The sequence below is a fragment of the Bradyrhizobium sp. CCBAU 65884 genome, assembly GCF_028128835.1.
Taxonomy (GTDB): domain Bacteria; phylum Pseudomonadota; class Alphaproteobacteria; order Rhizobiales; family Xanthobacteraceae; genus Bradyrhizobium; species Bradyrhizobium ottawaense.
In genome coordinates, this window is the sequence record NZ_LBJU01000107.1 from 40,139 (window position 1) to 63,750 (window position 23,612).

At 65.1% G+C, this 23,612-nt stretch carries 23 protein-coding genes; 9 read left to right on the forward strand and 14 right to left on the reverse strand.

The annotated features are described in order from the left end of the window. The first annotated feature begins 97 nt into the window (after positions 1-97). A complete protein-coding gene (locus tag XI03_RS12465; RefSeq protein WP_038972815.1) occupies positions 98-343 on the forward strand; it encodes a hypothetical protein in 246 nt (81 codons plus the stop codon). A gap of 9 nt (positions 344-352) precedes the next feature. Here XI03_RS12465 and XI03_RS12470 read toward each other — a convergent pair whose 3' ends face one another. Beyond that, the gene (locus XI03_RS12470; protein WP_271592300.1) at positions 353-1,288 is read right to left on the reverse strand and encodes an alpha/beta hydrolase; all 936 of its coding nucleotides are present in this window, start codon (positions 1,286-1,288) and stop codon (positions 353-355) included. 120 nt (positions 1,289-1,408) lie between these two features. On the opposite strand from XI03_RS12470, the gene XI03_RS12475 reads away from it, so the two are divergent. Continuing rightward, positions 1,409-2,296: a branched-chain amino acid aminotransferase gene (locus XI03_RS12475; RefSeq protein ID WP_271592301.1), complete on the forward strand. Its 888-nt coding sequence runs from the start codon at positions 1,409-1,411 to the stop codon at positions 2,294-2,296. A gap of 102 nt (positions 2,297-2,398) precedes the next feature. Here the strand turns inward: XI03_RS12475 and XI03_RS12480 are convergent, their stop codons facing one another. Both XI03_RS12480 and phaR read right to left on the reverse strand, forming a co-directional pair. Then, positions 2,399-3,016: a class I SAM-dependent methyltransferase gene (locus tag XI03_RS12480; RefSeq protein ID WP_038950261.1), complete on the reverse strand. Its 618-nt coding sequence runs from the start codon at positions 3,014-3,016 to the stop codon at positions 2,399-2,401. Between the two features lie 183 nt (positions 3,017-3,199). Then, the gene (phaR, locus tag XI03_RS12485; protein WP_038950262.1) at positions 3,200-3,796 is read right to left on the reverse strand and encodes a polyhydroxyalkanoate synthesis repressor PhaR; all 597 of its coding nucleotides are present in this window, start codon (positions 3,794-3,796) and stop codon (positions 3,200-3,202) included. Positions 3,797-4,112: 316 nt separating this feature from the next. Here phaR and XI03_RS12490 point away from each other — a divergent pair, with 316 nt between their 5' ends. From XI03_RS12490 to yddG, 3 genes are all read left to right on the forward strand, one after another. Continuing rightward, positions 4,113-5,291, forward strand: coding sequence for an acetyl-CoA C-acetyltransferase (locus XI03_RS12490; protein ID WP_028141914.1), 1,179 nt, complete (start codon positions 4,113-4,115; stop codon positions 5,289-5,291). A gap of 253 nt (positions 5,292-5,544) precedes the next feature. After that, entirely contained in the window at positions 5,545-6,270 is a 726-nt protein-coding gene (gene phbB, locus XI03_RS12495) for an acetoacetyl-CoA reductase (RefSeq protein WP_028141913.1), read from the forward strand. A 114-nt stretch (positions 6,271-6,384) separates the two neighbouring features. Next, positions 6,385-7,254 (forward strand): aromatic amino acid exporter YddG, encoded by an 870-nt coding sequence (gene yddG, locus XI03_RS12500; RefSeq protein WP_271592302.1) that lies wholly within the window; start codon positions 6,385-6,387, stop codon positions 7,252-7,254. Between the two features lie 37 nt (positions 7,255-7,291). Here the strand turns inward: yddG and XI03_RS12505 are convergent, their stop codons facing one another. After that, complete coding sequence (locus XI03_RS12505; RefSeq protein ID WP_018320528.1) at positions 7,292-7,714, reverse strand: cupin domain-containing protein; 423 nt, start codon at positions 7,712-7,714, stop codon at positions 7,292-7,294. 37 nt (positions 7,715-7,751) lie between these two features. Further along, positions 7,752-8,519, reverse strand: a complete 768-nt coding sequence (gloB, locus tag XI03_RS12510) for a hydroxyacylglutathione hydrolase (protein ID WP_271592303.1) — start codon at positions 8,517-8,519, stop codon at positions 7,752-7,754. 108 nt (positions 8,520-8,627) lie between these two features. On the opposite strand from gloB, the gene XI03_RS12515 reads away from it, so the two are divergent. After that, positions 8,628-9,374 (forward strand): methyltransferase domain-containing protein, encoded by a 747-nt coding sequence (locus XI03_RS12515; protein WP_028141910.1) that lies wholly within the window; start codon positions 8,628-8,630, stop codon positions 9,372-9,374. Positions 9,375-9,468: 94 nt separating this feature from the next. Here XI03_RS12515 and XI03_RS12520 read toward each other — a convergent pair whose 3' ends face one another. Continuing rightward, entirely contained in the window at positions 9,469-10,257 is a 789-nt protein-coding gene (locus XI03_RS12520) for a DUF4167 domain-containing protein (protein WP_038972811.1), read from the reverse strand. Positions 10,258-10,718: 461 nt separating this feature from the next. After that, positions 10,719-11,615 carry a peptide chain release factor N(5)-glutamine methyltransferase gene (gene prmC, locus XI03_RS12525; RefSeq protein ID WP_271592304.1) on the reverse strand — a complete coding sequence of 299 codons (897 nt, stop codon included), beginning with the start codon at positions 11,613-11,615 and terminating at the stop codon, positions 10,719-10,721. Positions 11,616-11,705: 90 nt separating this feature from the next. Between prmC and XI03_RS12530 the strand changes: the two genes are divergently transcribed. Continuing rightward, entirely contained in the window at positions 11,706-12,131 is a 426-nt protein-coding gene (locus XI03_RS12530) for an HIT family protein (RefSeq protein WP_038950266.1), read from the forward strand. 26 nt (positions 12,132-12,157) lie between these two features. Here the strand turns inward: XI03_RS12530 and XI03_RS12535 are convergent, their stop codons facing one another. The 4 genes from XI03_RS12535 to XI03_RS12550 form a co-directional block, all read right to left on the reverse strand. Further along, on the reverse strand, positions 12,158-12,856 hold the full coding sequence (locus XI03_RS12535; RefSeq protein WP_271592305.1) for an ABC transporter ATP-binding protein: 699 nt from the start codon (positions 12,854-12,856) through the stop codon (positions 12,158-12,160). Beyond that, positions 12,853-14,691: a branched-chain amino acid ABC transporter ATP-binding protein/permease gene (locus XI03_RS12540; RefSeq protein ID WP_271592306.1), complete on the reverse strand. Its 1,839-nt coding sequence runs from the start codon at positions 14,689-14,691 to the stop codon at positions 12,853-12,855. The genes XI03_RS12535 and XI03_RS12540 overlap by 4 nt, the downstream gene beginning before the upstream one ends. Before the next feature lie 11 nt (positions 14,692-14,702). Then, positions 14,703-15,578: a branched-chain amino acid ABC transporter permease gene (locus XI03_RS12545; RefSeq protein ID WP_026202378.1), complete on the reverse strand. Its 876-nt coding sequence runs from the start codon at positions 15,576-15,578 to the stop codon at positions 14,703-14,705. Between the two features lie 100 nt (positions 15,579-15,678). Further along, positions 15,679-17,013, reverse strand: a complete 1,335-nt coding sequence (locus XI03_RS12550) for a substrate-binding protein (protein WP_038950268.1) — start codon at positions 17,011-17,013, stop codon at positions 15,679-15,681. A 252-nt stretch (positions 17,014-17,265) separates the two neighbouring features. Between XI03_RS12550 and XI03_RS12555 the strand changes: the two genes are divergently transcribed. Both XI03_RS12555 and XI03_RS12560 read left to right on the forward strand, forming a co-directional pair. Then, entirely contained in the window at positions 17,266-17,883 is a 618-nt protein-coding gene (locus tag XI03_RS12555; protein ID WP_271592307.1) for a hypothetical protein, read from the forward strand. Positions 17,884-18,004: 121 nt separating this feature from the next. After that, complete coding sequence (locus XI03_RS12560; protein ID WP_271592308.1) at positions 18,005-18,475, forward strand: MarR family winged helix-turn-helix transcriptional regulator; 471 nt, start codon at positions 18,005-18,007, stop codon at positions 18,473-18,475. 8 nt (positions 18,476-18,483) lie between these two features. Here XI03_RS12560 and prfA read toward each other — a convergent pair whose 3' ends face one another. The 3 genes from prfA to XI03_RS12575 all read right to left on the reverse strand — a co-directional run bounded on the left by prfA (position 18,484) and on the right by XI03_RS12575 (position 23,523). Then, positions 18,484-19,569 carry a peptide chain release factor 1 gene (gene prfA / locus XI03_RS12565; protein WP_271592309.1) on the reverse strand — a complete coding sequence of 362 codons (1,086 nt, stop codon included), beginning with the start codon at positions 19,567-19,569 and terminating at the stop codon, positions 18,484-18,486. Positions 19,570-19,626: 57 nt separating this feature from the next. Beyond that, complete coding sequence (gene ptsP, locus XI03_RS12570; RefSeq protein WP_038950269.1) at positions 19,627-21,894, reverse strand: phosphoenolpyruvate--protein phosphotransferase; 2,268 nt, start codon at positions 21,892-21,894, stop codon at positions 19,627-19,629. 372 nt (positions 21,895-22,266) lie between these two features. Beyond that, entirely contained in the window at positions 22,267-23,523 is a 1,257-nt protein-coding gene (locus tag XI03_RS12575) for an aspartate kinase (protein WP_038950271.1), read from the reverse strand. Positions 23,524-23,612 lie beyond the last annotated feature (89 nt).

The following is a 23,612-nucleotide window of genomic DNA, read 5'->3' on the forward strand; positions in this document are numbered from 1 at the left end:
ACGATGGACGGCATCGATGTGCGCGGCTACCCTGTCGTGATTGCACCGATACGCTTCGCCGGCCAGAGTGCAGGCCGGGCAATGGAGGACGACAGCCATGACCACGTCACGCCGCATCCTGCTCGCCGGAATGGCGGGGCTCGCCGTCGCTCCGACCGCTGTCGCGGCCGCACCCGCGCCAGTGCGCGATGACGCGACGGTTGCCGAAGAACGTTTTGCGCGCATGATCGCCGCGGCGCATGCGCCCGATGTCACCTGCGCCCGGCAGGCCGAACGTTATGCGGACGCGCATTGGCCTGACTATGTTGTGGCAGCCAGGGCCGTTATCGATGCGCGCGCCTGATTCGCGCTCTTACCTCGCAACCGCTCGTCGGACCTGCTCGCCGATCTGCGACAGCACCAGCTGCGCCTGCGGCAGGATCGCGCCCATGGCGTGGAAATTGTGAACCATGCCGTCATGGCAGACATGCTCGACGGCGACGCCCGCGGCGAGCAGCTTGCGGGCATAGGCATTGCCTTCATCGCGCATCGGATCGTACTCGGCCGTGTGGATGATCGCGGTCGGCAGACCCGTGAGCCGTGTTGCCCGCAAGGGAGAAACGCGGGGATCGGCGGTGTCGATACCGTCAGGCAGATAGTCGGAGAGATCGGCCTCGATCGTGACGCGGTCGATCAGATGGCCCTCGGCAAAGGCCTCTCGTGAGGGCGAGGTTTCCTCGAAATCCAGCACCGGGCAGATCAGGCATTGCGCGGCGATGGCGAGGCCGGCGGTCTGCGCCGCCTCCTGGCATACGATCGCAGCGAGTGTTGCACCCGCGGAATCGCCGCCGACCACCAGACGGTCCGCATCGATGCCGAGCGACTCGGCCTCGCGCGCGACCCATTCGGTGGCGGCAATCGCGTCATCGACGGCGGCAGGGAATTTGTGCTCCGGTGCGAGCCGGTAGTCGACCGAGACGAGGCGGCAGCCGGTGGCATGCGCCAGCGCCGCCGCGATGCGATCATGCGTGGCAATGCCGCCCGCGACCATGCCGCCGCCATGGAAAAACACGAAGCCAGGCGCACGCTGATCGGCATTTGCAGGCGTGTAGAGCCGATAGGGCAGTTCGCTGGCGCGGCCGGGCATCATACCGTCGCGCACCGTCACCTCCGGCGCATCGGTGCGCGCGAACTGCATCAGCTTCGCCAGCGATTGCCGCCGCGCCTCCACGCTCGGCCGGCCCCTCGCCCGCGGCCCAGCCGCAGCCATCATGGCCAACAAGCGCTTTGCGAGCGGATCGAGCGACATGCTGCTTCCTTTTTCCCCTGGCAGGAGAGGGTAACCCACCAATTCCGCGCAGGGAATCATTTAGATGTTGCGTCCAATAGTGGCGCTATATTGCGGCAGCACGCCAAGGGGAGGCCTGATATGGCCGAGATCAGGAAGCCGATCGAATATTCGCCGAGCTGGACCTTCTTCGAGGGTAAATGGCACGACGGCAATGTGCCGATCATGGGCCCGCGCACGCATGCGGCCTGGCTCGGCTCGATCGTGTTCGACGGTGCACGCGCGTTCGAGGGTGTTGCGCCCGATCTCGATCGTCACGTCGCCCGCGCCAATCAATCCGCGATCAATTTTGGCCTGAAGCCGGTAGTCGATACCGGCACCTGGCTCACGCTCGCAACCGAAGGCATTGCCCGCTTTGCTGCCGATGCAGAGCTCTACGTCCGTCCGATGTATTGGGCGCAGAACGGCTCGGGCGGCGGCGTGCTGTTCGACCCCGAGACCACCAATTGGTGCCTGTGCATCTACGAGGCGCCGATGCCCAAACCCGTCGGCAACGCCATCACCCTGTCGCCATTCCGCAGGCCGACCGCCGAATGCGCCCCGGTCGAGGCCAAGGCGGCCTGCCTCTACCCGAACAATTCGCGCGCGCTCGCGGAAGCCGCCTCGCGCGGCTTCCAGAACGCGTTGATGCTCGACATGCTCGGCAACGTCGCCGAGTTCGGCAATTCCAACGTGTTCATGGCCAAGGACGGCGTGGTCTATACGCCGGTGCCGAACGGCACCTTCCTCAACGGCATCACGCGCCAGCGCGTCATCACCCTGCTTCGCGGCGACGGCGTCACCGTGGTCGAGAAGACGCTGCGCTATGCCGACTTCCTGGCTGCCGACGAGATCTTCTCCACCGGCAATTTCGCCAAGGTCGCCCCGGTGATCCGCATCGACGAGCGTGAGCTGAAGCCGGGCCCGTTCTACACCCGTGCGCGCAAGCTCTATTGGGACTTCGCGCATGCGGTGAAGCTGGCGGCATAGCTGCCATTTACTCCGCTGTCATCCAGCATTCCAGAGACAGCATGATTGAACCGATGGGCCTCGGCGTGCTGGATGCCCCTTCGCGGGGCATGACAGCTGATCTTAGTTGCGCTTTCGAAACCGGCTGAACTGAAACGCCTGCGTCGAACCCCAGGGCGTATGATGCGTCTCGCGGCGCGTCTCGACCAGCTCGAAATCCGGCCCGAGCTCCGCAGCAAGGCTGGCGCTGTCATGGCGTTGCACCGGCAAGCCGCTGCATTTCTCCGGACCATCGGGCGCAAAGGTCGCGATGATGATCTGGCCGCCAGGCGCAATCGCGGATCGCAGGCGCTCGACGTAAGCCGCCCTGTCGTGGGGGTCGGTCAGGAAGTGAAACGCCGCGCGGTCGTGCCACACATCGTAAGTCCTGGTCGGCCGCCAAGTCGTGGCGTCGGCGACGATCCAGTCGACCGCGGAAGAGGCCCGACCGATTCGCGTCTTCGCCGCGTCGAGCGCGTTGGCGGAGAGGTCCAGCACGGTGAGATCGCGATATCCGTCTTGAAGAAGAGCATCGACCAGCCGCGAAGCGCCCCCGCCGATATCGATGATCGCCGCGTCGCGATCCGGATTGGCAGCGCGGATCATGTCGCGCGAGATCGTCGGGCTATCCTGAAACCAGCTGACCTCGGCCTCGCCCTTGGTGGCGTAGACGTTGTCCCAATGCATGGTGCGGTCGGGCATCGCGCGCTCCGTGCGTGTCAACCCGTCATCCTGAGGCGCCGGAGCGGAGGCCTCCAGCGACAACGGCTTCGCCGTTGCGCGAGGATGACTGGTTAAAGCCGGTGAGGAAGAAATGGTAGGCGCGCGCGAAATTGCCAATCGCGCGCCCGCCGCGGGCGGACGCGCTGGTCGACGCGAAAGGTCCTACTCGTCCTTCTTCGACATGCGCTCGAGTCGCTCCTGCATGTCCTTCATCTGCTGGCGCAAATCGTCGATGTTGCTGTCCTTCGGCGTCTCGGCGTTCGCGTCGGACTCCGGCTCGGCGGCGGCCGCCGGACGGCCCGCATTGGGAGCAAACGGCTTGAACATCGAGAAGGTCTGCTGGAACAGCTCCATGTTCCGGCGGACTTGTTCTTCCAGAGGAGCAAAAGGAGTGCCGGACAGGGTGTTGGCGATCTGCTTGCGGAACTTCTCTTGCTCCTGGGTCAGGGTCGCAATCGACTGCTCCAGATATTTCGGCACCACCATCTGCATGCTGTCGCCGTAGAAGCGGATGAGCTGGCGCAGGAAGGTGGTCGGGAGCAGGTTCTGGCCGGCCTTGTTCTCCTGCTCGAAGATGATCTGGGCGAGCACGGAGCGGGTGATGTCGTCGCCGGTCTTGGCGTCATAGACCAGGAAATCTTCGCCATCCTTGACCATCGCGGCGAGGTCTTCCAGCGTCACATAGGTACTCGTTCCGGTGTTATAGAGCCGGCGGTTCGCGTATTTCTTGATGGTCGTGGGTTGGTCTGATTTCGCCATGGGCTCTCACTTGCAAGCGCGGAGAACGGGAACCGAGCGGGCTATGCCGCAGGGCGGGAAGAGTACGCAACGCAACAAAATAAGCATTTTCAAAGGGCTCACGCTACCGTTTTGTGCGGCACGGTTAATCGCAGAGCAAAATCTTGCTTGCGAAAGCGCCAAGAACGCTATTTTGAATGCGCTGCGGTATGAATTCGGTCGCCGGCCGATTGACATGCCTCAACGACGTTAACAGGATGGCTGACGAGACTGGCGAGCCGTTTTCTCAAAGCCCCGCCTGCCCCTTTCAAGAAACCTCAAGCCTCAGGAGATGCCCATGTCAGACGATGTCGTCATCGTCAGCGCCGCCCGCACCCCGGTCGGAAGCTTCAACGGAGCGTTCGCGACACTTCCCGCCCACGATCTCGGCGCCATTGCCATTAAGGCCGCGCTGGAGCGCGGTGGCATCGAGCCCGGTCGGGTCTCGGAAGTCATCATGGGTCAGATCCTGACCGCCGCCCAGGGCCAGAACCCGGCCCGTCAGGCCTCGATCGCCGCCGGTATTCCGGTGGAGAGCCCGGCCTGGGGCGTCAACCAGCTTTGCGGTTCGGGCCTGCGCACGGTCGCACTCGGTTACCAGGCGCTGCTCAACGGCGATTCCGAGATCGTGGTCGCCGGCGGCCAGGAATCCATGAGCATGGCCCCGCACGCCCAGTATCTGCGTGGCGGCGTCAAGATGGGTCCTGTCGAGTTCGTCGACACCATGATCAAGGACGGCCTTTGGGATGCCTTCAACGGCTACCACATGGGCAACACCGCCGAGAACGTCGCACGGCAGTGGCAGATCACCCGCGCCCAGCAGGACGAGTTCGCGGTCGCCTCGCAGCAGAAGGCCGAAGCGGCGCAGAAGGCCGGCAAGTTCACCGACGAGATCGTTCCCGTCACCATCAAGACCCGCAAGGGCGACATCGTCGTCAGCGCCGACGAATATCCGCGTCATGGCGCCACGCTCGACGGCATGGCCAAGCTCAAGCCCGCCTTCGAGAAGGACGGCACGGTCACCGCGGGCTCGGCATCCGGCATCAATGACGGCGCCGCCGCCGTGGTGCTGATGACCGCCAAGCAGGCCGCCAAGGAAGGCAAGAAGCCGCTCGCCCGGATCGTGTCCTGGGCGCAGGCCGGCGTCGATCCGAAGATCATGGGCTCCGGCCCCATCCCGGCCTCGCGCGCCGCGCTGAAGAAGGCCGGCTGGAATGTCGGCGATCTCGACCTGATCGAGGCCAACGAGGCCTTCGCGGCGCAAGCCTGCGCCGTCAACAAGGATCTCGGCTGGGATACCTCCAAGGTCAATGTCAACGGCGGCGCGATCGCGATCGGTCATCCGGTCGGCGCGTCCGGCGCACGCGTCCTGGTGACGCTGCTGCACGAGATGCAGAAGCGCGATTCGAAGAAGGGCCTCGCCACGCTGTGCATCGGCGGCGGCATGGGCATCGCGATGTGCATCGCGCGCGACTGAAGATGGCTGACACGTAGCTTGCGCGCAGTTTGCGCGTGCGCTGCACACGTCAGTGAGTGCGTTGCACGCGACTAAAAAGGCAGCGGTTGCAAATCAAATATTCTTCGCAATCTTGCAGGCCTCGACTAAATACAAACGCCCGGCTCAACGCCGGGCGTTTTGTTCTTGATGTCCGTCAAACCAACCGCATAATCCAACGTTAAAAAACAATCGCTTCAGAAACGTCCGAAGAGTCCAAGGGAAGGAATACGACATGGCACGTGTTGCATTGGTCACGGGTGGTACGCGGGGCATCGGTGCTGCGATCAGCAAGGCACTGAAGGCGGCGGGATACAAGGTTGCGGCGAGCTATGCCGGCAACGATACGGCGGCGGAGAAGTTCAAGGCCGAGACCGGCATCGCCGTCTACAAATGGGACGTCAGCAGTTTCGATGCCTGCGCCGAGGGCGTGAAGAAGGTCGAGGCCGAACTCGGACCGATCGAGGTGCTCGTCAACAATGCCGGCATCACTCGCGACACCGCCTTCCACAAGATGACGCTGGAGCAGTGGAACGCGGTCATCAACACCAATCTCGGCTCGCTCTTCAACATGACGCGCCAGGTCATCGAGGGCATGCGTTCGCGCAAGTTCGGCCGCATCATCTCGATCTCGTCGATCAACGGCCAGAAGGGGCAGTTCGGTCAGGTCAATTATTCCGCGGCGAAGGCCGGCGACATCGGCTTCACCAAGGCGCTCGCGCTGGAGAATGCCAAGGGCGGCATCACCGTCAATGCGATCTGCCCCGGCTACATCAACACCGAAATGGTGCAGGCGGTGCCGAAGGACGTCCTGGAGAAGAACGTGATCCCGCAGATCCCGGTCAGCCGGCTCGGCGAGCCCGAGGAGATCGCGCGGGCGGTCGTGTTCCTGGCGGCCGACGAAGCCGGTTTCATCACGGGCTCGACGATGACCATCAATGGCGGCCAGTATCAGGCCTGATATGGCGCCAAGCCTTCAGGTCAAAAGCCTGTAGCTTCAGGCGCGACAAGGCGTTAGTGAAGACGACAATGCCCGGCCTCGTGCCGGGCATCGTTGTCCTCAGAGCCTTCGTCAATGACCCCGCGCACAGCCACGCTGATCGGATTGACCGCGATCCTGATGTGGTCGCTGCTGTCGGTGATGACGGTGGCGACCGGAACGATCCCGGCGTTCCAGCTCGCCGCGATGACCTTCGCGATCGGCGGCCTGGTCGGCCTGCTCACCTGGATCGGCCGCGGCGAGGCGGCGAAGAGCCTGCGTCAGCCGCTGGTCGTCTGGGCTGTCGGCGTCGGCGGCCTGTTCGGCTATCACGCGCTGTATTTTCTCGCGCTGCGCTTTGCGCCGCCGGCCGAAGCCGGCCTGCTGAATTATCTGTGGCCGCTGCTGATCGTGCTGTTCTCGTCCTTCCTGCCGGGCGAGCGGCTCGCCCTCCATCACATCGTCGGCGCGATGCTCGGCCTTGTCGGCACCGTGCTGCTGTTCGCCGGCAACACCTCCGGCTTCTTGGCGGGGCAGGTGCCGGGATTGGCTGCGGCCTTCATCGCCGCGTTCGTCTGGGCGGCCTATTCGGTGCTGTCGCGCCGGCTCAAGGCCGTTCCGACCGATGCGGTCGCCGGATTCTGTCTGGCCACTGCCCTGCTTGCCGCGCTGATGCATGGCCTGCTCGAGACCACCGTCTGGCCGGAGACCACGCTGCAATGGCTCTCGGTGATCGCGCTCGGCATCGGTCCCGTCGGTGCCGCGTTCTACGCCTGGGACATCGGCATGAAGCGCGGTGACATCCGCGTGCTCGGCGCTGCCTCCTACGCGACGCCGCTGCTCTCGACCGGCTTCCTCATCGCCGCCGGTTTCGCCAAGGCCAGCGCCAACATCGCGATTGCTGCGATCCTGATTGCCGGCGGCGGTTTGATTGCCGCGAAGGATATGGTGCTACGGAAGCGGTGATCGTCATTCCGGGCGAATCCGGAATGACGGTGCGGGACTACGGCTCCCAGCCCTGTGGTGCGAGCTCGAAGCCTGCGAATTCGAATGCCGGGGCCACGGTGCAGCCGACCAGCGTCCACTCGCCCGTCGTCTCCGCCGATTGCCAGGCCTGTGCCGGCACGATCGCCTGCGGCCGGTCTCCATTCGCAAGGTCAGTGCCGAGCCGCACCTGGTGCTGCGAGCAGCCGTCGTGGGCGATGCGCAGCATCAAGGGACTGCCGGCGTAATAGTGCCATGTCTCGACCGCGTCGACGCGATGCCAGTGCGAACGCTCGCCGCGTGCCAGCAGGAAGTAGATCAGGGTCGAGCGCGAACGCCCGTTGGCGTCCGTGGTCTGGTCGCGAAACGTCTCGCGATAGTGGCCGCCCTCGGGATGCGGACGGAGTTCGAGGCGCGCGATGATCTCGGCTGCAGTCGGCATCGATCCAGTCAGGACTTTCTTCTGCAGGACTTGTACTTCAGGACTTGTTTTTGCGCTCGCGCAGCTCGCCGAAGACTGCGGCGGCATCCGCGCCCTTCATGTGCAGCCTTGCAGCGACCTGTGGCTCATCGGCGCGCAGGAACACGTTGGCCCGCTTCTCGTCGCCAAGCAGCGTGGGAATGGTCGGCTTGTTCTCGGCCCGGAGCCTCGTCACCTCCGCCGCGCGCGCCTGGAGCGCCGCATTGTCGGGATCGACGGTGAGCGCGAACTTGACGTTGGAGGCCGTGTATTCGTGGCCGCAATAGAGCTTGAAGTCGTCGGGCAGGGCACGCAGCTTCAGAAGCGAATCCCACATCATCGGATAGGTGCCCTCGAATACCCGGCCGCAGCCGATCGAGAACAGCGTGTCGGCGGCGAACACCGTCTTCTCGGTGTCGAACACGTAGGAGATGTGGTCGAGCGTGTGGCCGGGCGTCTCCAGGACGCGCGCCAGCAAATTGCCGATCTTGATCACGTCGGCATTGGCAACACGCAGATCGACGTCCGCAATTTTCGTGGTCTTGTCGTGCGGCGCGACGACGCGGCAGTTGAATTTCTGCTTGAGTTCGGCGACCCCGCCGACATGATCGCCGTGATGATGGGTGATCAGGATGTCGGTGAGCTGCCAGCCCTCGCGCTCCAGCGCTGCCAGGATGGGGCCGGCCTCGGGCGCGTCGATCGATGCCGTCGCCTTGGTTTCCACATCGTGGATCAGATAGCCGAAATTGTCGTTTAAACAGCTGAAAGTACGAATTTCGGCGGCCATGTCATCTCCATCGGGCTCAGCCCCGCCAGACAAATATGGCGTTAACGTTGCGCAGGCAATGCAATATTCCGCGCGCGGCGGCGGTCTTGCGCATGTTACATTGCCGTCATGACCATCGACGTCGTCGACCTCCGCGAGTTCTATTCCCGCCGCCTCGGGATCGTGGCGCGGCAAATGATCAATCGCGGCATCAGGGAACGCTGGCCGAGGGCGGAGGGCCACCGCGTGCTCGGCCTCGGCTATCCCACCCCCTATCTGGGATTGTTCCGCGAAGACGCCGAGCGCTGCCTCGCCTTCATGCCGGCGGCCCAGGGCGTCCTGAAATGGCCGACGGGACGGCCGGCGCTGGCCTCTCTGGTCGACGAATTCTCGCTGCCGCTTCCCGACGCCGCGGTCGACCGCATCCTGCTGGTTCACGCGCTGGAGATGTCGGACGATCCGGCCGCGCTGCTGCGCGAGGTCTGGCGGGTACTGTCGCCGTCCGGGCGCGTGATCGCGGTGATCCCGAACCGGCGCGGGGTGTGGACCCGCACCGACAGCACGCCGTTCGGTCACGGCCGGCCCTATTCGCGCTCGCAGATCACCGACCTGCTGCGCCAGACCTGGTTCACGCCGACCGCCTGGGGAGAGGCGCTGTTCATGCCGCCCTATGCCGGCGGCTGGGTGCTGAAATCGGCGCAGATGTGGGAGCGCGCCGGTGCGGCACTGTCGCTGCCCTTTGCCGGCGTCCATATCGTGGAGGCGACCAAGCAGGTCTACCGCGCGATCCCCGCCAAGCGCGAGCGGGCGCGGCTCATTCCCTCGCTCGCGAAGCCCGTGCTGGTGCCATCCTCGACGACGGTGACGCGCGGCTAGGTCACAAGCGTTGCCGCGACCGATGGTCGTCAAAAACAAAATCGTCCCGGCGAGGCCGGGACGATTCCAGATCAGTCGATTAGAAGAAGCTCACTTACTCGCTGGGCGCGAGATCATCGCCGGACGCGGCCGGAGCTGCTTCGCGCTCGGGGCGCGGGCCATGCGGCCGGCGCCGCCGGCGCGGGAAGCGTTCGCCACCGCCGGCACCGCCCTCGAAACCGGCCTGGCCGCCATTCGCGCCGCCATTCACCTGCGGCTGCGCGCCGGTGATGAAGGAGGGCAGGCGATCGACGCTGCCGGTGTCGGTGACGACGGGCTGCGGCTGATTCTGCGGTTGCGGCTGGGGCTGATATTGCGGCTGCGGGCGATGGTCGCGCTCGCGGTGCTCGCGCGGTTGCTGCTGATCGCGCTGATAAGGCTGGTTTTCGCGCTGCTGATGGTCACGCTGGTGATGATCGCGCTGGCCGTCGCGGTCGCGCGCGAAGGGCTGCTGCTGTTGCGGCTGCGGGACGAAGCCCGGCTCCTGGCCGAAATTCGAGAAATTCTCGCCGTCGTCGTCGCCGTCGTCGCTGTTGCTGCTGATCGGCTCGTCGCCGCGCGGCTGCTGATTCTGGCGGAACTGTTCCTGGGCCGCGGCGATCAGACGGAAATAATGCTCGGCGTGCTGGTAGTAGTTCTCGGCTGCAACGGGGTCGCCGGAAGAGCGCGCGTCGCGCGCGAGCTGGAGATACTTTTCAGCGATGTGCGAGGCGGTGCCGCGGATCTTGATGTCGGGTCCGTTGGACTCGTAGACCCGGGTCATCGGGTTCTGGCTGCGCCGGTTGTTGTTGTTATTGTTATTGTTGCGGTTGCGCATCCGCTGCTTGTTCTGACCGTTTCTCATGTCCTGCCTTTAATTCCAGCCCTAAACGTTGCACGCATTACTTGATTGCTAGGAGTGACCTGGACAGCGGTTCACATCGCTCGCGCGCACCGCGCGCAAGAGCGGATCGAACCCTGCCGATGTTCGTCGACCGTCGCGTTCAAACAAGGACGCGTTCCCCACCCGCCAGCACTGATCGCCAGCGAACCCATTCATTTTGCCTGCCGAAACAAGCCCAGCTGTGTTGCGTAAGTCTTCAAGCGCAATATCAGGCTTTCGTTCACTTTGCGGTCGGAGAGCAGCGCAGCTCCAATGGCTATCGCGCTTCACAGGACCTGCGGCTTGGAACCTTTATCAGTAAAGCTCTCGCCCGAGAGCCCGGCTTTCGCCCGTAGGTCTACGGGGCCGGCACCGATGTGTTGATCGGAACGTAGTCGTTCCCAAGGGATATTCCAAGAGCTTTTTGCAAGCCAATCCGGCTTTTATGGGGGCATTTTTCGGGCCGAAACGGCCCGCAGAATGCCCGCCAGGTCGGCCTTGGGTGGCCTGTCCACCGTTAACGCGCCAGCTATCATCAAGGTTTCAATATTTCGGGCCTGCCCCTGTCCGGCCTCGACGATCAGCGCTCCGCCGGGGGCGAGACGCTCGGCGGCCTGCGGGATCAGGGCGCGATAGGCGTCATATCCGTCATTGCCGCCGTCGAGCGCCAGATGCGGATCGTGCTCGCGCACCTCGATGCTCAGTTTCGGAATTTCGGCGGAGGGAATATAGGGCGGGTTCGAGACGATGAGGTCAAATGGCCCGCGCAGCGCCGTCAGATAGGAGCAGGCGACGAAGCCGGCGCGATCAACGAGGCCGAGGGCGGCCGCATTGTCGCGCGCCGTATCGAGCGCCGTCGGGCTGACATCGGTGCCGACGCCAAACGCGTCGGGAATCTCCCGCAGCAATGCGAGCAGGATGGCGCCCGATCCGACGCCGATATCAGCGATTCGCGGGCGCCGCCCCGATATCGACAGCCCCCAGAAGATCTCGAGCGCCAGTTCGACGACGGTCTCGGTGTCCGGCCGCGGTACCAGCGTCGCCTCCGACAACCGCAACGGCATGCCCCAGAAGTCTCGCACGCCGAGAATGCGGGCGACCGGCTCATGCGCGAGCCGGCGTTGCGCGTATCGTTCGAGCCGCGTGGTCTCCTCAGGCGAGAGTTGTCGCGATGCCTGCGTCACCATACCGGTCAGATCGAGCTCCAACGCGGCCCCGACGAGCAGGCGCGCATCGAGGGCCGCCTGCTCGATGCCGGCCGCTTGCAGCCGTGCCCCGAGCGCGCGCCGCGCACTCTCGACATTATGTCCGGGATCGATATTTGTCGCCAATGGAGCCATCCTGCCTGCCATCGTGGATAGATCGGCCGGCTCGCTTGCGTCAACGGAAAGGAGCGCGTTTGATCGCGCCTCGCAAGCGTGGAGGGGTCCATGACGGCCTATGACGATCAGAACGTCTTCGCAAAGATCCTGCGCGGCGAGATTCCCTGCTTCGAGGTTTTCAGGGACGACCGCAGTCTGGCCTTCCTCGACATCATGCCGCGCGCGCCCGGACACACGCTGGTGATTCCGCGGGCGCCGGCGCGCGGCATCCTGGATATCGCGGAGGACGATCTGGCCGCCGTCGCCCGGACGGCCAAGCGAATCGCGATTGCGGCGATGAAGGCGTTTGACGCGGAGGGTATCATCCTCCAGCAGTTCAGCGAGCCGGCCAGCGGGCAGGTGGTGCTTCACCTGCACATGCACGTCATGCCTGTCAGGGCCGGCGTCGATCTCTTGCCGGCGCAGACGCGCAAGGAAGATATGGCCGTGCTCGCCGATCACGCCAAGCGGATGATCGCGGCGCTTGGCGGCTGAGCCTGACAGCCGAGATCGGCGGGTGGCTAGACGCCGAGATAGCGCTGCAGCAGCTCCGGCTGCGCCTTGAGCTCCTGCGCCGGACCCTCGTGCACGATGTGGCCGTTGTTGACGATGTAGATCCGGCTTGCCAGCGCCAGCGTCGCCGCCAAATTCTGCTCGACCAGCACGATGGTCTGGCCGGCCGCCGCCAGCTCGCCGCAGGCCTTGACGAGATCGTGGACGATGACGGGCGCGAGCCCCTCGAACGGCTCGTCCAGCAGCACGATCTTGGGATCGCGCACCAGCGCCCGCGCGATCGCGAGCATCTGCTGCTCGCCGCCGGAGAGCTCGGTGCCGCGGTTGCTCCGTCGCTCCTTCAGCCGCGGAAACATCTCGTAGACGCGGTCGAGCGGCCAGCGTTTCGGCGCGGTGATCCCGGCAAGGGTGATGTTCTCCTCCACCGACAGGCTGCCGAAGATACGGCGCTCCTCGTGCACGAGCTGCATGCCGGCCTGCGCGATCCTGTGGCTCCTGCGTCCGGCGATATCGATGCCGTCGAACTTCACGCTGCCGCTGCGCGGCGTCACGACGCCCATCAGGCTCTTCAGCGTCGTGCTCTTGCCGGCGCCGTTGCGGCCGAGCAGCGCCACCACCTCGTGACGTTCGACGTGCATGGCGACGTCGAACAGGATGTGGGAATCCCCATAATAGCTGTTCAGGCCGTTGACCTCGATCAGGCTCATGCGGCGATCTCCCCGTGCACGCCGCCGAGATAGGCCTCCTGCACCGCGGCATTGGTCCTGATTTCCTCCGGCGTGCCGTCGAGCAGCACCTTGCCCTCCTGAAGCACCGTCACGCGCTCGACCAGCTCGAACAGCGAATCCATGTCGTGGTCGATGATGATCATGGCGCGGCCGCGCGCGATCGATTTGAGCAGCTTGACGGTCTCGACCCGCTCGCGCGGGCTCATGCCCGCGAGCGGCTCGTCGAGCAGCAGCAGCCGCGGCGAGGTCGCCAGCGCGAGCCCGATCTCGAGCCTGCGCTTCTCGCCATAAGCGAGTTCGGCGACCGGCGTGTCGGCACGGCGGGTCAGATTGACCAAAGCGAGCGTATGCTCCACCTGCTCCGCCAGGCCCTTGACGCTGGAGAGCTTGCGGAAGAGATCGAGGCGGAACTTGCCGCGCAGCTCGGCGAGCGCGGCGATCGTCAGGTTCTGCCGCACCGTCAGCCCGGTGAAGAGCTGGTTGACCTGGTAGCTCTTGGTGAGCCCGAGCTGGCAAACCTCGGTGACCTTCAATCCCGTGATGTCGCGTCCCTCGAACACGATCTGGCCCGATGTCGGCGCGATCTCGCAGGTCAGCATCTTGAAGAAGGTCGACTTGCCGGCGCCGTTGGGGCCGATGATGCCGCGCAGCTCGCCTTGATTGACGCTGAAATCGATGTCGCTGTTGGCGACGAGGCCGCCATAGCGCTTGGTGAGACCGGTGGCTTTCAGGATCGGCCCGGAATAGGCGGGGTGCGCGACCTCCTTGGCCTGCATCGGCGCGGGCGCAAGGTGCAGTGTCGTCTCAGTGTCAGGCTCGGCCTCCGTATCGCTCCGCTTACGCCTGCCGGAGAGAAGGCGATAAAGGTCCGCAAGACCGCCGATGATGCCGCCGCGCAGGAAGCAGACCAGCAGCACGAACACGACGCCGAGCACCAGCTTCCAGGCGGCGCCCAGGCCCAGCGCGGACTGGAGGAAATCCTGGAGGAAGAGCCAGACGGTCGCGCCGACCAGCGGCCCGAACAGCGTGCCTCGGCCGCCAATGGCGGTCTGCATCACCAATTGACCGGACGTGTCGAAAGTGAAGGCGTCCGGCGGCATGAAGGCCTGGAGCACGCCGAGCAGGCCGCCGGCGAAACCGGCGTAGGCGGCTGCGATCACGAAAGCAGTCAATTTGTAGCCGTGGATGTTGTGGCCGACCGCGGTGGCGCGCAGCGGATTGTCGCGGATTGCGCTGAGGATGGCGCCGACCGGCGAGCGCACGATCCTGAGTGCGATGATGACGCCGATGAAATAGCACAGCGCGATGAACTGGTAGAGCGACCAGCCATTGGTGAAGTGGACGGTGGTGAAGCCGAGATTGAAGCTCGGCGTTGGCACGCCCGGCAGGCCGTTCTCGCCGCCGGTGAAGTCGGAGAGCGGATTGAACTCGACAAAGAAGAACACCTCTGCGATCGCCACGGTGATCATGGCGAAGTAGATGCCGGTGCGGCGGAGCGCGATCAGGCCGATCAGATAGCCGGTCGCAGCCGCCGCGATCATGCCGATGATCAGCGCGCCCAGCACGTTGCCGAAGCCGGCGCGGGTCAGGAGGTAGGCGGCGACGAAGCCGCCGGTGCCGTAGAAGGCGGACTGGCCGAACGACAACAGGCCCGTGAAGCCGAACAGGATGTCGAAGCCGAGGCCGAACAGGCCCCAGACCAGGATCCGGTTCACGGTGTTGGGCGCGAAGCCGAGATGGGGCAGCACGAAGGGAGCCACGATCAGGCCGATGGCCGTCAGCGTCTCGATCAGGAAGGGGCGTTGCTTGAGCATCAGGAGATCACTTACTCGCGGCCCTGGACGCCGAGCAGGCCATGCGGTCGCACCACGAGCACGAGCGTCATCGCCGCAAACAGCATCACATAGGCGTAGCCGGGGTTGAACATGGAGGTGACGCTGATGATCTCGCCGGCGATCAGGCCGCCCAGGATCGCGCCTGGAAACGAGCCGACGCCGCCGATCACCACCACCACGAAGGTCTGGACCAGGATGTCGTCACCGATGCCCGGCGTCAGCGACACCACCGGCGCGTTGACGATGCCGGCAAAGCCGGCGGCCATCGCGCCGATGCCGAACACCACCATGAAGACCCGGTAGACATTGATGCCGAGCGAATCCACCATCACGGAATCCTCAATGCCGGCCCGCACGATCATGCCGAGACGGGTCCGGTAGAGGATGATGAACAGCGCGCCGAGTGCGATCGCGACGATGCCGACCACCGCGAGGCGGTAGGTCGGATAGAACATGAAGCCGAGATTGGTGATGCCCTGGAATATCGCCGGCGGCGGCACCAGCTGCGACTGGCTGGAGAAGATCAGCCGGATGATCTCGACGAAGCAGATGCCGAGCCCGAAGGTCACGAGCAACTGGTCCTCGTGCGGCCGATGATAGAAATGGCGAATGATGACGCGTTCCATCGCAACGCCCAGCAGCATCACGAACAGCGAGCCGGCGATCACCGCGAGGATGAACGATTCGGTGTACTGGTAGGCGACGAAGCCGGCATAGCCGCCGATCATGAACATCGCGCCATGCGCGAGGTTGAGCACGCCGAGCGTGCCGTAGATAATGGTCAGGCCGGAGCTGATCAGCGCGAGCAGCGCGCCGAGCGCGAGCCCGTTGAAGAGCTGCGAGACGAGGTTGGGCCAACTAATCATGCAATGGTCACGGTTGTGGCGCGTTCCGGCGGTGCGCAAAAAAGGGTGACGCCGCAGGAGCCGGAAGCGACCTACGGCGTCACAGGGGGTTAGCGCGAGCTCAGCTGTAGTCGCCGGGATGGCAGCCAAAGGCGTCCGGCTTCTGCATCAAGCCTTCGCCGGGCACGATCTCGACCACATCGTACCAGTCTTCCTTGGTCTTCATGTCCTTCTGCTGCTTGCCCTTGACGATGATCACGGGGCGGACGCACTGATGGTCCTCGGGGCGGTAATGCACGTCGCCGACCAGGGACGGCAGCGTCTCGCCCTTCTCATAGGCCTTGATCACGTCGGGCGGGTTGAAGCTGCCGGCCTGCTCGCACATGCGGGCCCAGTGCGCGAAGCTGACATAGGCGTTCTCCGCGCCCCATTCCGGCTTGTAGCCGTACTTCTTCTCGAAGGCCTCGTTGAACATCTTGGCGAGCGGAAACTTGTCCTCGAGCGTCCACCAATAGTCGGTCGCGGCGTAGACGCCCTGCATCAGCCCGCCGGTCTCGCGCGCGATGAAGGGCACCTGGTAGGGGACGACCAGCTTCATCTTGTCGAGCACGCCGAACTGCTTGGCCTGCTGGGTCGACAGCACCGCGTCGTGGCCCCAGTTGACGTTGATCAGCACGTCGGCGCCGGAATTCGCGACGTTCAGCAGATACGAGGAATAGTCGGGCGCGCCGAGCGGCGCGACCTGGTTGGTGACGGTGGTCCAGCCGGCGGTCGCAAGGAAGTCCTGCATCGACTTGGTGACGGTGTGACCGTAGGTGTAATCAGGCGTGAGATACGCAGCCTTCTTGCCCTTGCCGAACTCCTTGACCATGACGGGGCCGATCGCCGCCGCGGCGGTCTGGCCGAAGAAGTTCTGGCGGAAGCCGTAGCGGACGCAGTCCTTGCCGGTGGTGTCGTTCGAGCCGGAGATGCCGCAGACGAAGATCACCTTCTCGCGCTGGGCGAGCTTGTTCAGCGCGACCGCAACGGCGCTCGACGTGCCGCCGGTGATCATGATCGCCTTGTTCTCGCTGATGAAGCGCTGCTGCGCCTGCACCGCCTCGTTCGGCTTGGCCGCGGAATCCGCGACGCCGAATTTAAGCTCCTTGCCGAGCACGCCCTTGCTGGTCTTCGGCGAGATCTTCTTGATCAGGTCGTGACCGCTGTTGATGTGCTCGATCGCGAGCTGATAGCCCTTGAGCTCGTCCTCGCCCTGCACGGCATAGGTGCCGGTGCGCGGCACGGAGATGCCGATGAAGGCGGTGGAGCCCGAAACGCCCGCGGGATAGGAGCCGACGGCCGGCTTGTCCTCGGCGAAGGCCGGCATCGCAGGCAGCACCGAGCCGCCGATGAGGCCTGCCGTGGTCTGGAGCAGGCCGCGGCGCGAGAGGCCACGGCGAATGAGATGGTCGGTCATGATCGTTTCCTCCGGATATCGTTCTTGTTTTCAGGCAAAACACGACCTGTCCGGCGGCAACCGGCCTCGAAAGGCCTGCCTGCACCGGGCACGTCACATCCGCGTGTAGCTCCTGGACCTAAACATTGCTCGTGAGCACCATCTGTCAATTTCGCCTTTGGTCGAACGACGAAAATTATCGCGTGAAAACATATCGGATCACGATATATATTAGTCTTTGTGAGTACGAGATTGGCGGGTTCGGCGAGAGAGATGCCGCGGCAGACGACAGTAGCGGGTACCCGGAAGCGACGGTCCTGGCCGCAAGAGGCGGAGCGGCAGGAGGCGGCGCGGCCTGCCGGGGATGGAAGCGACCAGCGCGCATCGCCGCAGTCCGGCGATGCCTCGCGCATGCCGGAGTCGCGCGGCCGGTCCGCCGGGCAGCGGGGGCCGGCCATCGGCTCCGTTCAGGCCAAGCGCACGCCGGTGCCGATGCAGAGACTGAGCGTGCGGGCCCAGAATGTCCTGAAGGAGCTCGCGGTCGAGCTCACCGGCGAGCAGCCGCCGAAGGGGACCTGGTCGCCCTCGCGCGAGCTGCTGCTCGCACTGACGGCGGAGCGGCTTGCGACGACGCGCAATTGCGGTCCTCACACCATGCGGGAGATCGTCGACTGGGCGCAGGGCTGCGGCGTGACCATCAAGCCGGTGATCCCGCCCGGCGGCTCGCTGTCGCAGATGTGGGGCGAGTTGATCACGAATGCATCCGAAGGGGCCTTGACCAGCGCCGAGATCGCCAGTGCGCTCCAGCGCTCGATCAGGCGGAAGAGCGTTCGTATTCCGATCGCGTTTCAGGTCATCATGGTGAAGATCCTGCTCTCCAACTTCGAATAGGAGGGCTGCAAAGCCCGCTATATTTGTGCATCTGCGAGGCCCATCGGTGGTTCCGCCCCGCCTTCCTTGCTAGTCTCGGCAGCGCCCGCTCCACCGGCGGGCGGAGGTCGAAAGGCACGGAATGGCTGACTCGAAGCGGAAGACCGGACGCACGGCGCGTGCTGCGCCCTCGAGGGGCGGCGCGATGCGCGAGGCCGACTACGCCGCGCTCGCCCAATTCCGCTACCAGCTGCGCACCTTCCTCGCCTTCAGCGAAGCGGCGGCCCAGAACGCCGGATTGACGCCGCAGCAGCACCAGGCGCTGCTGGCGATCAAGGGACTGGCCGACCCCAACGGCGCCAGCGTCGGCGACATCGCCGGCTTCCTCTTGATCCGGCACCATACGGCGGTGGAGCTGGTGGACCGCATGGCGAAGTTGAAGCTGATCGGCCGGGAGGCCGATCCCGAGGATGCAAGGCGCGTCCTGGTCAAGCTGACGGCCAAGGGCGAGCATAAGCTTCGCTCGCTTTCGCGCATTCACCTGGACGAGCTGAGCGCCGCTGCACCCGCATTGGGCAAGATCCTGCGATCGTTCCCGGCAAAAGTGCGCTGAGGCAGGGATCAGGCTGCCGCGCCTTGTGCGGCCAGCTGCGCGGCCTGGTGTTCGGTGGTCAGCGCGTCGGTCAACTCGCCGAGCGCTTCGCCCGCGATCACCTGCGGCAGCTTGTAGAGCGTCAGGTTGATGCGGTGGTCGGTGACGCGGCCTTGCGGAAAATTGTAGGTGCGGATGCGCTCGGAGCGGCCGCCTGAGCCGACCTTCTCCTTGCGCTCGGCCGACCGTGCCGCATCGACGCGCTGGCGTTCGGCGTCGTAGATGCGCGAGCGCAGGATGTTCATGGCGGAGGCGCGATTCTTGTGCTGCGAGCGGCTGTCCTGCATCATCACCACGATGCCGGTCGGGATGTGGGTGATGCGGATCGCCGATTCGGTCTTGTTGACGTGCTGGCCGCCGGCGCCTTGCGCGCGCATGGTCTCGATGCGCAAATCGTCGTTCTTGATGTCGACGTCGACGTCCTCGACCTCCGGCAGCACGGCCACCGTCGCGGCCGAAGTGTGGATGCGCCCCTGCGTCTCGGTGTCCGGCACGCGCTGCACACGATGCACGCCGGATTCAAACTTCAACTTGGAGAACGCGCCGCGGCCCTGCACCTCCGCGATGATTTCCTTGTAGCCGCCGACGGTGCCTTCGCTGGCCGAGATCACCTCGACCTTCCAGCCCTGCAAGGCAGCGAAGCGCTCGTACATCCGGAACAGGTCGCCGGCAAACAGCGAAGCCTCGTCGCCGCCGGTGCCGGCGCGGATTTCCAGCACCACGTTGCGGTCGTCCATGGCGTCCTTGGGCAGCAGCGCAACGCGAATCTTCTGGACCAGCTCCTCGATTTTCGGCGCGAGCTCGTCGCGCTCGGCTTCCGCCATGCCGCGCATCTCGGCATCGGTCGCGGGATCGGCGATCAGCGCCTCGGTGTCGGCGAGTTCTTTGACGGCAGACCGATATGCCTTCACCGCTTCGATCAGCGGGGTGATCTCGGCGAGTTCGCGCGTGATCTGCACGTAGCGCTCGGAGGCGAGCTGTCCCAACGATTCGGCCTCGAGAGAGGCATGATGTGCAAGGAGCACGTCCAGTTTGGCTTCGGGGAGTGACGACATCGGTTCAGTCTCAAATGGCGGAAGGAGGCGAGGCGGCAGGGAGCGGCGACAGGCCCGCTACAACGCCAGGCCTTCGGCCTCGGCGAATTCCGTCAGTTTCTGCCGGATCGAGACGCTGCCCGCCGGCGCGTCGAGGAGCGGACCGAGCACGGCTTCGGCCTTCTTTGCATCGAGATCGATGACCATGGCCTTGACCGGACCGAGCGCGGTTGCCGAAAGCGACAGCGAGCGGTAGCCCAGCGCAATCAGCGCCAGCGCGCCAAGTGGCTTGGACGCCATCTCGCCGCAGAGCGAGAGCGACTTCTTCGCCGCCTGCGACTTGCGTGCGATCTCGCGCAGCGCGCGCAGGATCGGCGCCGACATGGTGTCGAAGCGCTCGGAGACCTTGGCATTGCCGCGGTCGACCGCGAACAGGAACTGGAACAGATCGTTGGAACCGACCGAGATGAAGTCGACCTTCTTCAAGAGCTCGTCGAGTTGATAGAGCAAAGCGGGGACCTCGACCATGGTGCCGATGTCGATACGCTCCGGCAGCGTGTGGCCGTGCTGGCGCAGATAAGTGAGCTCGCGTTCGACCAGCGCCTTCGCCGAATCGAATTCGGCGACCTCCGAGATCATCGGGAACATGATGCGCAGCGCGCGGCCGCCACCGGCGCGCAGCAGCGCGCGGATCTGGCCGCGCAGCAGGCCGGGACGATCGAGCCCGAGCCGGATCGCGCGCCAGCCGAGCGCGGGATTTTCCTCGATCACGGCTTCCATATAGGGCAGCGCCTTGTCGCCGCCGATGTCGAGGGTGCGGAAGGTGACGGGCTTGGTGCCGGCCGCATCCAGCACGGTGCGATACAGCGCCAGCTGGTCGCTGGTGCGCGGCAGGCTCTGGCCGACCATGAATTGCAGCTCGGTGCGAAACAGGCCGATGCCGGCGCTGCCGGTGTCCTCGATATGCGGCAGGTCGATGGCAAGGCCCGCGTTGATCATCAGCTCGACCTTCTGGCCGTCCCTGGTGACGCAGGGCAGGTCGCGCAGCGCCAGATATTGCGCCTGGCGGCGGGCGCGGAAGCGCACGCGCTCGGCGAAGGCCGCCTCGACTTCCTGCGAGGGGCGCACATAGATCGAACCGGAGGTGCCGTCGACGATGATGGCATCGCCGGGATCGGCAATGCCGGGCGCGTTCGGCACCTCACCGACCGCGGGGATGCCGAGCGCGCGCGCCACGATCGAGACGTGGGAGTTGGCGGTGCCTTCCTCCAGCACGATGCCGCGCAGGCGCTTGCGGTCGTAGTCGAGCAGCGCCGCCGGGCCCATCGCGCGGGCGATGACGATGGCGTTGTCGGGCAGCTGCTCGCGCGAGGGCGCGTGGTCCTGGCCGACCAGCTGCCGCATCAGGCGGTAGCCGAGATCCTCGAGATCGTGCAGCCGGTCGCGCAGATAGGGGTCGGTCGAGCGCAGCATGCGCGCGCGGGTGTCGGACTGCACGCGCTCGACGGCGGCTTCCGCGGTGAGGCCGGTGGCGACCGCCTCGTGCAGCTTGTGCGACCAGCCCTGGTCGTTGGCGAACATGCGATAGGCTTCCAGCACCTCGCGATGCTCGCCGCCCTCGGCGACGTCGCCGCGCTCCAGCATGCGGTCGAGATCGGCGCGGAGCTTGGCCAGCGCGGTGTCGAGCCGCTTGATTTCCTTGGGCAGGTCCTCGGCGATATAGTCCTTGATGACGACGCGCGGCTCGTGCAGCACGACATGGCCGAGCGCGATGCCCTCCGACAGGATCGCGCCGACCTTCTGCGCGGAATGGCGCGCGGCCGGCTCCAGCCCCGGCTGGGCCAGCGCGGACAGCTCGCCCGAGGCGATCAGCTCGGCCAGCACCATCGCGGTGGTCTGCAGCGCCTCGAGCTCCTCCTCGACATAGTTGCGCTTGGCGCGGTTCTGCACCACCAGCACGCCAAGCGTGTTGCCGGCCCGCAGGATCGGCACGCCGAGGAAGGAGTGGTAGATTTCTTCGCCGGTCTCCGGGCGGAACGAGAAGGCCGGGTGGGTTTGCGCATCGCTCAGGTTGAGCGGCGTCGCCTCACTGGCGACGAGGCCGACCAGGCCCTCATGGGCGCTCAGCACGGTGTGATGCACGGCCTCGCGGTTGAGGCCTTCGGTGGCATAGAGCTCCAGCGTGTTGTCGATGCGCAGCACATAGACCGAGCACACCTCGGCCACCATGTTGGCGGCGATCAGCACCACGATCTTGTCCAGCCGCTCCTGGGCCGAGACCTGTTCCGCCATGGTTTCGCGGAGCCGTCTCAACAAGACGCGGGGACCTCCCGACGCGCTCCGCATGTCCCGTCAATCTCCTCCGTGTGCCCGGCCCGGCCGTATCGGCCGGCGGCTGGCCTAAAATTCCAGAAAAACAACCAATTTGTTTGTCCGGCGCCGGCACAAGCCCAAAATCCACTGGAGATTTAGCGCTTGCACCGAATCAGCGCCGCCTAACTGGGACACAGTCTGCGGCAGCCCACCCTGTTCGCCGTATAGCGAATTGAGGCTTGTTTTGCCAAGCAAAACGCCTGCCAAACGCGAAGGTGTGTACACCTTCGCGTTTGCTGCGACCGCTAAGAGAAAATTAGTCCAGGCATGGTCCGGAAAGTGCGAAACGGTTTTCCGGAAAGACCATGCTCAAACAACAACCTGAAGCGCGACGATGGTCGCGTTTCAGGCCTGATCGAGACCGTAGAGCGTGTGCAGGGTGCGCACCGCGAGCTCGGTATAGGCGGTATCGATCAAAACCGAGAATTTGATCTCGGAGGTTGTAATGGCCCGGATGTTGATATTCCGTCCGGCGAGGGCCGAGAACGCCTGGGCGGCGACGCCGGCATGGCTGCGCATGCCGCTGCCGATCACCGAGATCTTGGCGACGTCGGTGGCGGTATCGAGCCGCGCGTAGCCGATCTTGCCCTTGGCGGCGGTAATCGTGTCCTTGGCGCGGGTATAGTCGGCCGCCGGCACCGTGAAGGTGAGGTCGGTCGTCTTGCCGTCCTCGGAGACGTTCTGCACGATCATGTCGACGTTGATGTTGGCTTCTGCCAGCGGGCCGAAGATCGAGGCCGCAACGCCCGGCTTGTCCTCGATCTGGCGCACCGAGATCTGGGCCTCGTCCTTGGAGAAGGCGATACCAGTGACGACGTGGCTTTCCATGATCTCCTCCTCGCTGCAGATCAGCGTGCCGGGCGGCTGGTTGGCATGCGGGTCGATATCCTCGGGCTTGTCGAAGCTCGAGCGGACGAAGATCGGCATGTTGTGGACCATGCCGAGTTCCACCGAGCGGACCTGGAGCACTTTTGCGCCCTGGGAGGCCAGTTCCAGCATGTCTTCGAATGCGATCTTGTCGAGCCTCTTGGCCTTCGGCACGATTCGCGGGTCGGTTGTGTAGACGCCGTCGACGTCGGTGTAGATGTCGCAGCGGTCGGCCTTGACGGCGGCGGCGATCGCCACGGCCGAGGTGTCGGAGCCGCCGCGGCCGAGCGTGGTGATGCGGTTGGTCTTCGGGTCGATGCCCTGGAAGCCGGCGATGACCGCGACTTCCTTGCGATCCTTGAAACGGCTGATGATCTCGCTGCCGTCGATGTCCTCGATCCGGGCCGAGGCGTGGGCGTCGCTGGTCTTGATCGGGATCTGCCAGCCCTGCCAGGAGCGGGCCTGGATGCCCATGCCCTGAAGCACGATGGCAAGCAGGCCGGATGTCACCTGTTCGCCGGAGGCGACGACGGCGTCGTATTCGCGCGCGTCGTGCATCGGCGAGGCCTCGGTGCACCAGGCCACCAGCTCGTTGGTTTTGCCGGACATCGCCGAGACGACCACGGCCACTTCGTGGCCGGCGTCGACCTCACGCTTCACATGGCGTGCGACGTTGCGGATACGTTCGATGTTGGCGACGGATGTGCCGCCGAATTTCATCACGAGGCGGCTCATGACGACGCGTGCATTCCCTCATAAGGATAAGTATGGTGACCCGCGCGAGGCGATGCCGCAGGCCCGACCGCGCGTATACAGAGGGGCGG

Bases quoted from the DNA above. Each gene is read 5' to 3' on its own strand.
- XI03_RS12465 (WP_038972815.1), top strand. From the start codon at position 98: ATGACCACGTCACGCCGCATCCTGCTCGCCGGAATGGCGGGGCTCGCC.
- XI03_RS12470 (WP_271592300.1), bottom strand. From the start codon at position 1,288: ATGTCGCTCGATCCGCTCGCAAAGCGCTTGTTGGCCATGATGGCTGCG.
- XI03_RS12475 (WP_271592301.1), top strand. From the start codon at position 1,409: ATGGCCGAGATCAGGAAGCCGATCGAATATTCGCCGAGCTGGACCTTC.
- XI03_RS12480 (WP_038950261.1), bottom strand. From the start codon at position 3,016: ATGCCCGACCGCACCATGCATTGGGACAACGTCTACGCCACCAAGGGC.
- phaR (WP_038950262.1), bottom strand. From the start codon at position 3,796: ATGGCGAAATCAGACCAACCCACGACCATCAAGAAATACGCGAACCGC.
- XI03_RS12490 (WP_028141914.1), top strand. From the start codon at position 4,113: ATGTCAGACGATGTCGTCATCGTCAGCGCCGCCCGCACCCCGGTCGGA.
- phbB (WP_028141913.1), top strand. From the start codon at position 5,545: ATGGCACGTGTTGCATTGGTCACGGGTGGTACGCGGGGCATCGGTGCT.
- yddG (WP_271592302.1), top strand. From the start codon at position 6,385: ATGACCCCGCGCACAGCCACGCTGATCGGATTGACCGCGATCCTGATG.
- XI03_RS12505 (WP_018320528.1), bottom strand. From the start codon at position 7,714: ATGCCGACTGCAGCCGAGATCATCGCGCGCCTCGAACTCCGTCCGCAT.
- gloB (WP_271592303.1), bottom strand. From the start codon at position 8,519: ATGGCCGCCGAAATTCGTACTTTCAGCTGTTTAAACGACAATTTCGGC.
- XI03_RS12515 (WP_028141910.1), top strand. From the start codon at position 8,628: ATGACCATCGACGTCGTCGACCTCCGCGAGTTCTATTCCCGCCGCCTC.
- XI03_RS12520 (WP_038972811.1), bottom strand. From the start codon at position 10,257: ATGAGAAACGGTCAGAACAAGCAGCGGATGCGCAACCGCAACAATAAC.
- prmC (WP_271592304.1), bottom strand. From the start codon at position 11,615: ATGGCTCCATTGGCGACAAATATCGATCCCGGACATAATGTCGAGAGT.
- XI03_RS12530 (WP_038950266.1), top strand. From the start codon at position 11,706: ATGACGGCCTATGACGATCAGAACGTCTTCGCAAAGATCCTGCGCGGC.
- XI03_RS12535 (WP_271592305.1), bottom strand. From the start codon at position 12,856: ATGAGCCTGATCGAGGTCAACGGCCTGAACAGCTATTATGGGGATTCC.
- XI03_RS12540 (WP_271592306.1), bottom strand. From the start codon at position 14,691: ATGCTCAAGCAACGCCCCTTCCTGATCGAGACGCTGACGGCCATCGGC.
- XI03_RS12545 (WP_026202378.1), bottom strand. From the start codon at position 15,578: ATGATTAGTTGGCCCAACCTCGTCTCGCAGCTCTTCAACGGGCTCGCG.
- XI03_RS12550 (WP_038950268.1), bottom strand. From the start codon at position 17,013: ATGACCGACCATCTCATTCGCCGTGGCCTCTCGCGCCGCGGCCTGCTC.
- XI03_RS12555 (WP_271592307.1), top strand. From the start codon at position 17,266: ATGCCGCGGCAGACGACAGTAGCGGGTACCCGGAAGCGACGGTCCTGG.
- XI03_RS12560 (WP_271592308.1), top strand. From the start codon at position 18,005: ATGGCTGACTCGAAGCGGAAGACCGGACGCACGGCGCGTGCTGCGCCC.
- prfA (WP_271592309.1), bottom strand. From the start codon at position 19,569: ATGTCGTCACTCCCCGAAGCCAAACTGGACGTGCTCCTTGCACATCAT.
- ptsP (WP_038950269.1), bottom strand. From the start codon at position 21,894: ATGCGGAGCGCGTCGGGAGGTCCCCGCGTCTTGTTGAGACGGCTCCGC.
- XI03_RS12575 (WP_038950271.1), bottom strand. From the start codon at position 23,523: ATGAGCCGCCTCGTGATGAAATTCGGCGGCACATCCGTCGCCAACATC.